This window comes from Haematospirillum sp. H1815, assembly GCF_012102705.1.
Taxonomy (GTDB): Bacteria; Pseudomonadota; Alphaproteobacteria; order Rhodospirillales; family Rhodospirillaceae; genus Haematospirillum.
On record NZ_JAAVTA010000002.1, the window covers coordinates 85,875 to 98,263 of the forward strand.

Annotated in this window: 11 protein-coding genes and 1 tRNA gene; 7 read left to right on the forward strand and 5 right to left on the reverse strand. The window is 58.0% G+C overall.

Going from position 1 to position 12,389, the window contains the following annotated elements; all coding sequences use genetic code 11:
• Positions 1–141: 141 nt before the first annotated feature.
• Both HEQ60_RS02725 and HEQ60_RS02730 read right to left on the reverse strand, forming a co-directional pair.
• Positions 142–873 (reverse strand): RlmE family RNA methyltransferase, encoded by a 732-nt coding sequence (locus HEQ60_RS02725; RefSeq protein WP_416046625.1) that lies wholly within the window; start codon positions 871–873, stop codon positions 142–144.
• A 13-nt stretch (positions 874–886) separates the two neighbouring features.
• A complete protein-coding gene (locus HEQ60_RS02730; protein WP_168069269.1) occupies positions 887–1,957 on the reverse strand; it encodes a Ppx/GppA phosphatase family protein in 1,071 nt (356 codons plus the stop codon).
• 210 nt (positions 1,958–2,167) lie between these two features.
• Between HEQ60_RS02730 and HEQ60_RS02735 the strand changes: the two genes are divergently transcribed.
• Positions 2,168–2,241, forward strand: a tRNA-Gln gene (locus HEQ60_RS02735).
• 98 nt (positions 2,242–2,339) lie between these two features.
• On the opposite strand, the gene HEQ60_RS02740 is transcribed toward HEQ60_RS02735, so the two are convergent.
• Both HEQ60_RS02740 and HEQ60_RS02745 read right to left on the reverse strand, forming a co-directional pair.
• Entirely contained in the window at positions 2,340–2,984 is a 645-nt protein-coding gene (locus tag HEQ60_RS02740; protein WP_168069271.1) for an alpha/beta hydrolase, read from the reverse strand.
• Complete coding sequence (locus tag HEQ60_RS02745; RefSeq protein WP_168069273.1) at positions 2,977–3,192, reverse strand: hypothetical protein; 216 nt, start codon at positions 3,190–3,192, stop codon at positions 2,977–2,979. Before HEQ60_RS02745 ends, HEQ60_RS02740 begins: the two co-directional genes overlap by 8 nt.
• 140 nt (positions 3,193–3,332) lie before the next feature.
• On the opposite strand from HEQ60_RS02745, the gene cysE reads away from it, so the two are divergent.
• The 5 genes from cysE to mnmA all read left to right on the forward strand — a co-directional run bounded on the left by cysE (position 3,333) and on the right by mnmA (position 7,400).
• Positions 3,333–4,121, forward strand: a complete 789-nt coding sequence (gene cysE / locus HEQ60_RS02750; protein WP_168069275.1) for a serine O-acetyltransferase — start codon at positions 3,333–3,335, stop codon at positions 4,119–4,121.
• Between the two features lie 18 nt (positions 4,122–4,139).
• The gene (locus tag HEQ60_RS02755; protein WP_168069277.1) at positions 4,140–4,598 is read left to right on the forward strand and encodes an Rrf2 family transcriptional regulator; all 459 of its coding nucleotides are present in this window, start codon (positions 4,140–4,142) and stop codon (positions 4,596–4,598) included.
• Positions 4,599–4,630: 32 nt separating this feature from the next.
• Entirely contained in the window at positions 4,631–5,737 is a 1,107-nt protein-coding gene (locus HEQ60_RS02760; RefSeq protein ID WP_168069280.1) for a cysteine desulfurase family protein, read from the forward strand.
• A 113-nt stretch (positions 5,738–5,850) separates the two neighbouring features.
• Complete coding sequence (locus tag HEQ60_RS02765; RefSeq protein WP_066134838.1) at positions 5,851–6,183, forward strand: ferredoxin family 2Fe-2S iron-sulfur cluster binding protein; 333 nt, start codon at positions 5,851–5,853, stop codon at positions 6,181–6,183.
• Between the two features lie 65 nt (positions 6,184–6,248).
• Complete coding sequence (gene mnmA / locus HEQ60_RS02770) at positions 6,249–7,400, forward strand: tRNA 2-thiouridine(34) synthase MnmA (protein ID WP_245183725.1); 1,152 nt, start codon at positions 6,249–6,251, stop codon at positions 7,398–7,400.
• A 98-nt stretch (positions 7,401–7,498) separates the two neighbouring features.
• On the opposite strand, the gene HEQ60_RS02775 is transcribed toward mnmA, so the two are convergent.
• Complete coding sequence (locus tag HEQ60_RS02775) at positions 7,499–10,201, reverse strand: Rne/Rng family ribonuclease (protein WP_168069282.1); 2,703 nt, start codon at positions 10,199–10,201, stop codon at positions 7,499–7,501.
• 788 nt (positions 10,202–10,989) lie between these two features.
• Between HEQ60_RS02775 and HEQ60_RS02780 the strand changes: the two genes are divergently transcribed.
• A complete protein-coding gene (locus HEQ60_RS02780) occupies positions 10,990–12,333 on the forward strand; it encodes an N-acetylmuramoyl-L-alanine amidase (protein ID WP_168069285.1) in 1,344 nt (447 codons plus the stop codon).
• The last annotated feature ends 56 nt before the right edge of the window (positions 12,334–12,389 follow it).

A 12,389-nucleotide genomic window follows, 5' to 3' on the forward strand; every position in this document is an offset into this window, starting at 1 on the left:
TAATTTTGCACCTTACGACCGGCAGCAGCATATTTCGGGGTGCGCGCCATCATACACAGAAAGTTTTCTGTGCCAAGCAACAGAATTGCAGCCCCGCACCCTGAAAAGTGCAACCCGGAACACCTATAGACAGCAAATCCCCTAGCCCCGGAACCCCCGGGCGACCAGATACAGCTCCGGGCTCTCCTTGCGGCTGGCCGGGGGTTTTATGTGCTTGATGCTGTCAAAGCGGGGCTTGAGAATTTTGAGCAGATCACCCGTCGCCCCACCCTGAAACACCTTGCACAGAAAGGTTCCACCGGGGGCCAGAACCTCGGCTGCAAAGTCCCAGGCGACTTCCAGCAACGCAATAATCCGCAAATGGTCTGTACGGGGATCCCCGGTTGTCGGGGCCGCCATATCGGACATAACCACATCGGCGGTCCCGCCAAGGGCGTCTTTCAGGGCCTGCGGGGCAGCCGGGTCAAGAAAATCCAAGGTAATACAGTGCGCCCCGGGGATTGGACCCCATTCCAGGATATCGATCCCGACCACGGTTCCGCCACGGGGCTGATCAGCCCGTGTCCGTTCTACCGCAACCTGGGTCCACCCACCGGGCGCAGCACCAAGATCGACCACTTTCTGACCGGGCCTCAGGAACGCCAGCTGCTGGTCCATCTCAACCAGCTTGAAGGCAGCCCGGGACTTGTAGCCCTGCTGACGCGCAGCCACCACATAAGGGTCATTCAGCTGGCGCTGGAGCCATTGCACAGACGACGTACTGCGCCCACGGGCAGACTTGACCCGTACAGACGTCATCCGTACCGATACCGCCGACCGGTTCGACGCAGACGGTACGCGACGACCGCTTTTTTTTCCTGGTGCTCGTGCCATAACAACCGAAAGATTAGTATACTTGAGAAATACACTCCATGCCAAAGTCGGCCGGAGTATTACGTACCCCCATAAGCCCCATAAGCAGCCCTTCGCGCAAGCCCCGATCTGCAATCGTCAGCGAACCACCGGGCCACAGGCTGAAAACAGCCTCCAGAATGGCACACCCGGCAATGACCAAATCAGCCCTCTGGGGGCCAATACACGGCGAATCTGCCCGTTGCCGGGCCGTCATACCTATCAACCGCTGCCCTGCATCAAGAATGGCCGCACACGATACGTCAAGCCCATCAACCAATGCGCGATCATAGCGCGTCAATCCAAGATGAAAAGCGCCCAAGGTTGTAACCGTCCCGGACGTACCCAGTACCTGAATCTGCCCAGCGCTCACACGCTCTGCAAGATTATGGTATCCACCAAAGGGCTGGACCATGGAGCGAACGCGGGCGCACACCTCCCGGTATGTGCGATACGAGAAGTCCCCCCCTCCACAGGCATCCGCAACGGTCACAACACCGAAGGGAAGAGACATGAAACCCTCAACCCGTAACCCCGATGCGCCTTGCGCAATCAAGACCAACTCGGTCGACCCACCGCCAATATCAAACAGAAAGACAGAACTGGACCCGGCAGAAAAAAGCCCCGAGCACCCGACCAAAGCCAAGCACGCCTCTTCTGCGGCGGAAATACACTCTACGGTCAAGCCCGTCTCGCGGTATACGGTCGCCAGAAATTCCAGCCCGTTTCCAGCGCGGCGGCACCCTTCTGTTGCAACATGGCGCGAACGGACCAGACCAAGCCGGCCAATCTTTTCGGCACAGCTGCGCAAGGCATCAAGCGTTCGCTCCTGCGCAGCAGCAGACAGAACTCCCGTTTCAGCCAACCCTTCCCCCAGGCGGGTTATGCGCGAAAAGGAATCCACAATCCGGAACCGCTCTCCGTCAGGACGGGCAATCAGCATACGGCAGTTGTTTGTTCCCAGGTCGATCGCCGCATACGCAGATGCCAAATCTGTCAGGCCACCACCGGAACCAGCAGAGCATCGACGCCCCTCCAACGGCGCGTTTACCGCAAGATCTGCCATACCGGCCCCTCCCATGCCTTTACCTTGTCAACCATACATACCCATATAACCATATCCCAGAGGGTTACAAACGGGGAAGCATGCTCCACGACAGCACGAATGAAAGTTAAAAAATATAATAAAGGGGGTTCACAGCATGGAAACAGAAGGATATAAGGGCGCCCGCCTGCTGGCTCTGTCGATAAAGAGTGACTAGGCTGACTGTCCTGTTGGGGGATAGTTTAATGGTAGAACAGCGGACTCTGACTCCGTTAGTCTTGGTTCGAATCCAGGTCCCCCAGCCAAAAACAAAACTCCCCGCACAGATATGCGGGGAGTTTTGTTTTCAGAACAATGGAAACAAGGGCCGGATAACACCAACCCCTGCCAAGCTATCCACCTGTCATGCCATAACCATGGACTTTGCGATATAGGAATCCACGGTCGATACAACCGTATCAATATGGCCGGAGAAGAAGTGGTCTGCCCCGGGAATGGACACATGATCCACACTGATATTCTTCTGGGCCTGTAGCTTGTCTGCCAGCTTCTTCACAGACTCAGCGGAAACAACCCTGTCAGCCGCCCCATGCACGATCAACCCGGGAGAAGGGCAAGGCGCCAAGAACGAAAAGTCATAGTGGCTGGCCGGCGGCGCAACGCTGACAAAACCTGAAATCTCCGGACGACGCATCAGAAGCTGCATCCCGATCCATGCACCAAAGGCAAAGCCTGCCACCCAACACTGCCCTGCATGCGGATTTATGGCCTGCATCCAGTCAAGGGCGGAAGCGGCGTCGGACAGCTCCCCCTGCCCACTGTCAAAAGATCCCTGCGAACGGCCTACACCACGAAAGTTGAAACGCAGGACCGAAAAGCCACGCTGGGCGAACACATGAGAGAGGTCAAAGACAATCCTCTGGTTCATCGTTCCGCCATGCTGGGGATGGGAATGCAGCACAAGCGCCACCGGGGCATTTGCGTTGCTGGAATGGTGATAGCGACCTTCCAGTCGGCCTTCAGGACCATTGAAGATGACTTCATGCATTGGCGTCTGTTTCTTCAGCAAGTTGGTTACCGGAATAAATGCGTGGAGCGAAATCGTACAGCAGGACCAGAACGAAACAAGGCGGCCCGGCGACAGTATAGCCCTGCCCGGACACAAAAAGCCATTCCCACGATACAGGGAAGAACGGAAACAAACCACGACTGACCACAATTTTATCATAAACGCAATGAAAAACACGTTTGTTCATGCCCGTGTACGACTATTTTACGTTGCACCGCCCCCAATTACTTGATCTTTCCTGTCAACTATCCTAGATTCACCACAAAAAATAAAAGGCCTTTACACAGGCTCGGAAAGCTGGAACATCCCAGATATCAGGACAGCGCAATGATTTTCAGTCGCCTGAAAGAAGACATAGATACGATCCTGGCCCACGATCCGGCAGCACGCAGCCGGCTGGAAGTGATCTTGGTTTACCCGGGCGTTCACGCCATCATTGCCTATCGTCTGGCACATCGACTCTGGAAAACAAACCTGCGCCTGCTGGCCCGCGTGGTGTCCCATCTTGCGAAAATGGTGACCGGCGTTGAAATTCACCCCGGAGCGACCATCGGACGTCGTGTTTTCATTGATCACGCAACCGGCGTGGTCATTGGAGAAACCGCTGAAATCGGTGATGACGTGACCTTGTACCAAGGCGTGACCCTGGGCGGAACATCTCTTGCCAAAGGCAAACGTCACCCCACCCTTGGCAAGGGGGTTATCGTCGGGTCGGGGGCACAGGTTCTGGGCCCGATCACCGTCGGCGACGGTGCCCGGATCGGGGCTAATGCCGTGGTGCTTGCGGATGTTCCTGCCAATGCGACTGTGGTCGGCATCCCGGCCCGACAGGTTGTTCCCCGTGCAAAGCACGAAGCTGAATTTTGTGCCTATGGTATCCCTGAACGGGATATGCCTGACCCACTCGAACGGGCCATAACAACACTGTGCGAACAGGTACGCACCCTGTCTGCCCGGATTGATACTCTGGAGAAACAGGAAGACTCAGCAACACCGACCCAGCCAGGAAGTAGTCACTCAGCCGTTGTTATTCCTACTCCCTTTGCCCAGCCCGGCCCGGCCCGGACCCCGGGTGATGACAATACCGAAGACGGCAAAGCCGCTTCAGGCCTTTAAGATCGGGAACCGAAAACCGTGAGACTGAGCACCAAAGGACGCTATGCGGTCATGGCCATGGCTGACCTGGCCAGCCAACCCGAGGGGAAGCCTGTTTCCTTGGCTGATATCGCCATACGCCAGGAAATTTCACTGTCCTATCTGGAACAGTTGTTCGGGCGGCTCCGCAAAGGCGGGCTGGTCAAAAGTGTTCGTGGACCGGGCGGTGGCTACCTGCTGGCCCGCACCGCCGGGCAAACGCGCATTTCCGATATCATCCTTGCTGTGGATGAACCCATTCAGGCCACACGCTGCACGCCGGGCAGCCCCGCTGGCTGTCACAACAACCGTGGACGCTGCCTGACCCATGACCTGTGGGAAGAGCTGGGAAACCAGATCTACCTTTACCTCAGCTCCGTTTCCCTGGAGCAAGTGATCAACCGTACGGTTCTGGGAACAAGCGGGCATCTGCCGGCAACAACCACAGCCGGAACCTGAGACAGACAAGAACAACACGACCTGCCTGAAGAATGAGCACGCAAACCGTCTATCTGGACTACAACGCAACGGCACCGGTCAGACCCCAAGCTGTGGATGCCGTAACACGAACGCTACAGCTGACCGGAAACCCGTCCTCTGTCCACAATCCAGGGCGCAAAGCCAGGGCCATTGTAGAAGATGCACGGGAGGCCGTTGCACAACTGGTCGGCGCTGTTCCGTCCCAGGTCATCTTTACATCCGGCGGAACGGAAGCCTTGGCCCTTGCCCTGCAAGGATCCCCGCCCGGCCCCCGGCTGGTCTCTTCCATAGAGCACCCCTGCGTACGGGTTGCCACACCGGAAGCCACGGACATTGCCGTAACACAGGGTGGCATTGTTGATCTGGAGCATCTGGAAAACCTGCTACGAACCATCCCTGCCCCCGCACTTGTGGCGGTTATGCTGGCAAACAATGAAACCGGCGTAATCCAGCCTGTCCGCGATGTTGTGCGGATAGCTCATGCTACCGGCGCCAAGGTTGTCTGCGATGCCGTACAGGCTGTTGGAAAGATACCCGTTGATTTCCAGAGCCTGGATGTGGACACACTGGCCCTGAGTGGCCACAAATGGGGCGGCCCTCAAGGCATTGGTGCCCTGATTACCCGCACACCGGAACAGCTTGTCCCCCTTTTCGCCGGAGGAGGACAGGAACGCGGAAAACGGGGTGGCACCCCCAATACCCCGGGTATTGCCGGGCTGGGCGCAGCTGCCGAGGCTGCCCTGAACCAGGGACAGGCCGAACGGGAGCGAATCCTCCGTCTCCGTAACAACCTGGAAAGCCGGATCGCCGCCTTGGCTCCCGGGGCGAGAATCTGGGGCCATGCGGAAAACCGCCTTCCCAATACAACCTGTGTTGAACTGAAGGGGGTCAACCAGCAACGCCAGATCATGACCCTGGACCTTGCCGGCATTGCCGTCTCTGCCGGATCGGCGTGTTCGTCCGGGAAAACAGCACCCAGCCCGGTTCTGGCCGCCATGGGGGCCAGCGAGTCGCAAGCCCGTGACACGATCCGCATCAGCCTGGGCTGGAACAGCCAGGAATCCGATATTGAAGCCTTCCTGACAGCCTGGTCTCCCCTGGCGCGGGCTGCTGCGTAGGACAACGGGGACCAACCGCCTGTTTCCTGTAAAAGGCCTTGCCCCAAAGCAGGACAGGGGCTATCCATTCCCGCACGTGTAACCATAATCTGTTATCATGGAGAGCTGTCGGCATGCCGAAGATGACCTTCCTCAGCCCTGATGGAACCCGACTCGAGGTCGAAGCCCCGGAAGGCCTGTCTGTACTGGAAATTGCCCATCGCAACGACGTTGATCTGGAAGGCGCGTGCGAAGGGTCTCTGGCATGCTCCACCTGCCATGTCATCATCGCTCCGGATTGGTTCGACCGCCTGGAGCCACCGGCAGAGGATGAGGAAGACATGCTGGACCTCGCCTTCGGGCTGACAAAGACCAGCCGGCTCGGGTGCCAGATTATCATGAAGCCGGAACTGGATGGCCTGACCGTGCACCTGCCGGCAGGAAGCCGCGGGGCAGCGGGGAGCTGACATCCCCGCACAACCCGCCCAGAACAGAACAATTTCGCCAAAAACCTCCGGATACCGTTTTTGCTATGCCGATGATGTCCCACGCCCCGATTGATCTGGATATTCCCGGCAACCCGGCTGATACACGGGTTGTTGTTGCCATGTCTGGCGGCGTTGACAGCGCGGTGGCCGCAGCCATCCTGAAGGATGCCGGTTACCAAGTCATCGGGATGACCATGCAGCTTTACGATGCCGGCATAACGGTCGGACGCACCAAGACCTGTTGCGCCGGTCAGGATATCTATGATGCGCGGCGGACGGCAGACCATCTGGGTATCCCCCACTACGTGGTGGATTACGAAGCGACGTTCATGAAAGACGTCATGTCCGCCTTTGCCGATTCCTATATTGCCGGCGAAACGCCTGTTCCCTGTGTGTTGTGCAACCAGACAGTCAAATTCCGGGATCTGGTTCAGGCCGCGCGGGATCTGGATGCCGCAGCCTTGGTGACCGGGCACTATGTCCGCCGGGTACCAACCCCGCAAGGGCCAGAGCTGTGGCGCGGCGCCGACCACGGGCGGGATCAGAGCTATTTCCTGTTTGCCACAACCAACGAACAGCTGTCATATCTGCGCTTTCCCCTGGGTGCCCTGGACAAAGATCAAACCCGCGCCATTGCCCGCAGGCACGGACTGGCTGTTTCCGAAAAGCCCGACAGCCAAGATATTTGCTTCGTCCCCGATGGCAACTATGCCCGCGTGGTGCAGGAACTACGACCGGAATCCACCATGCCCGGTAACATTGTGCACATAGATGGCACTGTCCTGGGGCAGCATGAAGGCATTATTCACTTCACGGTCGGTCAACGCCGTGGACTGGATATCGGCGGAACGGCAGAGCGGTTGTATGTTATACGCGTGGAACCAACGTCCAGACGCGTCATCGTCGGTCCACGTTCAGCACTGGGCAGGGATCGCTTTGCTCTGCGGCATGTCAACTGGATGCCCGACAAGGGAATCCTGCCCACCGAAGGAGCTGCCGTCAGCATCAAGGTGCGCAACAGCGTCCATCCCGTTTCTGCTACAATATACGGGCGCCCGGATGGATGGGCAGAGGTCATTCTGGATAACCCCGCCGATGGAGTATCCCCCGGTCAGGCCTGTGTTTTCTATATAGGGGAACGTATGGCCGGTGGCGGATGGATTGCACGAAACGCACCGTGGGAGCAGGATAGCTGAAAGCCTGATAGCTTCCTGTGCAACGCAAGAAATAGCCCAACAAAAACCCCGCCATGATCTGGCGGGGTTTTGCACATAAACACCTTGTGAAACGGGACCTATCGCTTCCACCAGCCCCGGCGGGGAGCAGCGGCAGCATCGGATTGCACAGCACCCGCCATGGCAAGCTGCTGCTGGGCAGGCTCCGTTGAAGGAGGTGCCTGACGATCATCGGTTTTCACGCTGGTCTCCTTGACAGACACTCCATCGGCATCAGCCACAGAGGTCTCAGTCTTGCGGGAAACACGACGCTTTTTGGGTTTCGGATCAGCCGCTTCCGCAACAACCAGATCGGCTTCAACAGCGACTGCTGCACGGGAACGGGATGTCCGCTTGCGAGCAGGCTTTTTCACGGGCACCGCCTCTTCTGCCCCAGAATGCTCAACCACATCCGCCACAACAGCGGCCGGAGCAGCATCAACCCGATCCAGAACAGCCACAGCATCCCCGGTCCCGGCGACAGCGTCTACTGATGCCATCAGTGACAGGTTATCAACAACAGGATCAGGTTGACCGGGATCTTCGTTCCGACGAACCCGTCTTACACGGCGCAGAGGAGACCGTACAACAGCATCGCCGGAAATGCCCTCTGTTGGTACATCCGCCTGAACAGCATTGCCGCTCGCAGGCAGCGCCACCTCCAGATGATCGCCATGATCCGCCAAGGCCGAGCCTACCACATCAACACCCTGCTCCGCGGGCCGACGGCGACGACGGCCACCACGCCGGGAACGGCGACGGCGCTTGGCATCACCCCCCTCATCATCAGGCGCATCAGCCGTAACGGCGATACCCTGAGCCTCATCAGAAGGGTCATCGCCATCAACCGCGACAACCGCATCATCAACACTCATATCCCCGGACACGGCAACATCACTGCCTGACGGCTCCACAGGCATCACAGCTCCGTCACGACGCCGACGCCGACGCCGCTTGCGCCGCTTGCGAGGATCCCCCCCTTCTCCCTCGACCGGTTCCCCGCCTTGGGAAACAACAACGGAGACAGGCTCACCCACAGCGGCGACTGGAACTTCAGCAAGCACCTCATCACCGGAAACGGGCAGATCGTCCTCTTCCTCGTCCAGATCGGGCTGAACAGAAATCGGTACAGAACGAACACCAACAGCAGGAAGCGGTACGGCAGGTTTCAGTCGCTCGATCCGACATTCTGGCGGAATCAGGCTGTCATCACCCTTCAGGAAGGCCGTCAGGGCGTAACGCTGTTCAATCTCGGTCAGAGCCGCACGCTTGTTGTTCAACACATACAAGGCAACCGGCGTTGCAACATGAACCACAACCTCGGAAGCACGACGGCGCACGCCCTCTTCCTCAATCACCCGCAGAATATGAACGGCCGCACTTTCAACAGAACGCACCATGCCCGTCCCGGCACAACGGGGACAGGGCTGGAAACTTGTTTCCATAAGGGAAGGGCGCAGACGCTGGCGTGAAAGCTCCAGAAGGCCGAACATGCTGATCCGGCCCACCTGAATACGGGCACGATCCAGCCGCAGGGCTTCTTTCAGACGCCGCTCCACCGCTACGTTGTTGCGGGGTTCTTCCATATCGATAAAGTCGATGACCACCAGACCGGCCAGATCCCGCAGCCGCAACTGACGGGCCACTTCCTCGGCCGCTTCCAAGTTCGTCTTCAGAGCCGTTTCCTCGATGTGACGTTCCCTGGTGGCACGCCCGGAATTGACATCGATGGCAACCAAGGCCTCTGTCTGGTTGATGACAACATACCCGCCAGACTTCAACTGTACTGTCGGGTTGTGCATGGCATCCAGCTGACTGTCCACCTGGAAACGGTGAAACAGCGGCATGGACGGATCGCGGTAAGGCTGAACACGACGCGCGTGGCTGGGGGTCAGGATTTTCATGAAATCCTTGGCAACGCGGTATCCGTCCTCACCTTCCACCAGCACTTCATCTATATCGGTAGAATAGATATCACGAATGGCGCGCTTGATCAGATTACCTTCCTCATGCACCAAGGCCGGGGCACAGGACTGCATGGTAATATCCCGTATCTGGACCCAGGTGCGAATAAGATATTCGTAGTCACGCTTGATTTCGGCACGGGACCGTTCCTGCCCGGCTGTACGCAAAATCACTGCCATCTGGGACGGAACATCCAGATCGCTCATGATTTCCTTCAACCGCTTGCGGTCAGCCGCGTTTGTAATCTTGCGGGAAACACCGCCCCCACGGGCCGTATTGGGCATCAGCACACAGTAACGCCCGGCCAAAGACAGGTAGGTTGTCAGCGCGGCACCCTTGTTGCCCCGCTCTTCCTTGACCACCTGCACCAGCATAATCTGGCGACGCTTGATCACTTCCTGAATTTTATAGGACTGCAACAGGGATGGACGCCGGGAACGATAGGCCGGAACATCGCTGCCTTCCTCGACGGCTCCTTCAAGCTCTTCCTGCTCTGCGGCAATGCTTTCGCGTTCGGCTTCTTCCGCTGCGCGGGCAGCCTCTTCGGCCAACAGGGCCTGACGGTCAGCAACCGGAATCTGGTAATAGTCCGGATGGATTTCACTGAAAGCCAGGAAACCATGCCGCCCGCCGCCATATTCGACAAAAGCAGCCTGCAAGGATGGCTCTACACGAATAACTTTTGCTAAGTATATGTTTCCCTTTATTTGTTTCTTTGTTGAGGTCTCGACATCAAACTGTTCGAGCCGTGTCCCATTCAAAACCACAACCCGTGTTTCTTCCGGGTGGGTCGTATCGATCAACATGCGCTTGGCCATAAGCCCTGAAACTCCGTGTCACCGCCGGCATCCCCCGAACGTGGGGCAGCCTTTGGGAAATCGTGCCGACAAGGCTTCCGGCGCCACGCATCATGTCACCAAGGACACAGCCACCACGCACCGCGCCGGCTTCCCGACCGCGGAGCGAAAAAGATAACTGTGTTACATCCATGGTGACGTGGGGCTGCACAAAAGCCTCGAATCTTTGTGGTTAATACCGTTTACCTTGGGTTAACCAACCTGCCGGATTGCTGCGGTGCGATACTCCCCCTTCACCACGAACCTTCTCTGAACCGGCTTGACCGGCCGCGTCCGTTGGTAAAGCACACACGCCACACAGCCTGTTCAGACGCTACCCCCGCCCCCTCCCGAGAATCCAGCAACGCAGGGCTTGTGAGGAGGTAAAAGAGTAATATGGCAGGAAAACTGTCCAACGCCTGTCTGGCAACGGTAACCCATCACCGATCACAATAACGGTCCGTGCCCCCGGGTACAAGATTTTGTTCAGCAATACCCCGCTATCACATCCCTTCGGCATCCGTCCGGGCATCGCAGATGCGCCGCAGCTTTGCTGTTGCAAGAAGGCTAGCACGTGGAGAAACTTGTCAAACTTGCGAAATAGCGCCATATGATCCGCACTGGATACCATACGCCAACACCATCCCGAAGCAGTGAAACGGGACAACACTCTACCCAAAGATGATTGGGACCACTAGAGAACACCTGCACACCACTGCTTGATACTTGTACACCCTGCCCTGGCTGACATTCCCTAGATACCGGATACCATGGACACGCCCAACACTCCTTCCAGAAATACACTTGCTGCTTTTGCTCCCGCCCGGGATGGCTTGGAATATCCCTGCCTGTCACGGCGGGCTATCCTGGCTGGCGCAGCCGGTCTGGCCGGGGTTGTCCTGTTCTCCAGCCACGGAGCAGGAGCGGTTGGCGCACGGAATGTACGCTTGGGCAACCACGGAACGTTTACCCGTGTTGTGATCGATGTGACCGGCGACGTCCCGTTCAGCGCCTTTTCCCTGACGAACCCGGCACGGATCATTATTGACCTTCCGGAAATTGACTGGCAGTTCGAACAGCCCACGGTTCCGGGAAAACCGGGCCTTCTGGTCAAGGCCATGCGTTATGGCCTGTTCCAACCCGGCAACTCGCGCATTGTCCTGGATCTGGCAGAACCTGCTGCCGTGAAGAATATGTTTGTCCTCCCCCCCGGGGAACAAACCAGCTGGCGTCTGGTGGTGGATCTGGCACCCGTTGACGAAGCTATGTTCCTGCGCTCTGCCGGACCAAGGAACCGAACCGGCACATTTCGCCCCAAGCATGGCCCACAGGATACGGAGCCAGCAACAACACAGGCCGACAACACTCCAACCCGCCAACCGATGACACCGGAAAAGCGCAAGGCCGCACCCTCTCCGGCCAAGCCTGTGATTGTCCTTGACCCGGGCCATGGAGGCATTGATCCCGGCGCCACCGGGGTATCCGGTATTTTCGAGAAAAACCTGACCCTGTCCACAGCGCGGGAACTCAAAGCCGCCCTGGATAAAACGGGCCGGTACACGGTACACCTGACCCGGGACCGGGATATCTTCCTGCAACTGAGAGAGCGCGTGGCCATTGCCCGCACGCACCGGGCCGACCTGTTTATTTCAATACACGCCGATGCCGGTGCCAAACCATCGATACGGGGCCTTTCCGTCTATACCCTGTCGGACAATGCCTCTGACGCCGAGGCTGCCGCCCTTGCCACATCGGAAAACAAGGCGGACATTATTGCCGGAATCGACCTGAGCCACGAGAGCAAGGAAGTCACCAACATCCTGATTGACCTAGCCCAGAGGGAGACCATGAACCTGTCATCCCGGCTGGCTGAAATTGTGATTGCCGAACTGCAGCGCGATGTCACGCTGCTGCCGCGGTCACACCGCTTTGCCGGGTTTGCTGTCCTGAAAGCACCTGATATTCCGTCATTTCTGATGGAAATGGGCTATCTGACAAACCGTGATGAAGAACGCCTGCTGCGAACCCGGGGCTACCGCAAGAAACTGGCATCAGCCATGGTCCGCGCCATAGACCGTTATTTCTCGGCCACCCAGAAAGCCTCTCTGCCATGAAACAGACACCAAACTTCGGTAGCTGGCGTGACCTTCCGCCGCTATAGTGTTCGGCT

Excerpts from the sequence above, each read along its gene's own strand:
- HEQ60_RS02725 (WP_416046625.1), bottom strand. The coding sequence starts at position 873 with ATGGCACGAGCACCAGGAAAAAAAAGCGGTCGTCGCGTACCGTCTGCG.
- HEQ60_RS02730 (WP_168069269.1), bottom strand. The coding sequence starts at position 1,957 with ATGGCAGATCTTGCGGTAAACGCGCCGTTGGAGGGGCGTCGATGCTCT.
- HEQ60_RS02740 (WP_168069271.1), bottom strand. The coding sequence starts at position 2,984 with ATGCATGAAGTCATCTTCAATGGTCCTGAAGGCCGACTGGAAGGTCGC.
- HEQ60_RS02745 (WP_168069273.1), bottom strand. The coding sequence starts at position 3,192 with ATGAACAAACGTGTTTTTCATTGCGTTTATGATAAAATTGTGGTCAGT.
- cysE (WP_168069275.1), top strand. The coding sequence starts at position 3,333 with ATGATTTTCAGTCGCCTGAAAGAAGACATAGATACGATCCTGGCCCAC.
- HEQ60_RS02760 (WP_168069280.1), top strand. The coding sequence starts at position 4,631 with ATGAGCACGCAAACCGTCTATCTGGACTACAACGCAACGGCACCGGTC.
- HEQ60_RS02765 (WP_066134838.1), top strand. The coding sequence starts at position 5,851 with ATGCCGAAGATGACCTTCCTCAGCCCTGATGGAACCCGACTCGAGGTC.
- mnmA (WP_245183725.1), top strand. The coding sequence starts at position 6,249 with ATGCCGATGATGTCCCACGCCCCGATTGATCTGGATATTCCCGGCAAC.
- HEQ60_RS02775 (WP_168069282.1), bottom strand. The coding sequence starts at position 10,201 with ATGGCCAAGCGCATGTTGATCGATACGACCCACCCGGAAGAAACACGG.
- HEQ60_RS02780 (WP_168069285.1), top strand. The coding sequence starts at position 10,990 with ATGGACACGCCCAACACTCCTTCCAGAAATACACTTGCTGCTTTTGCT.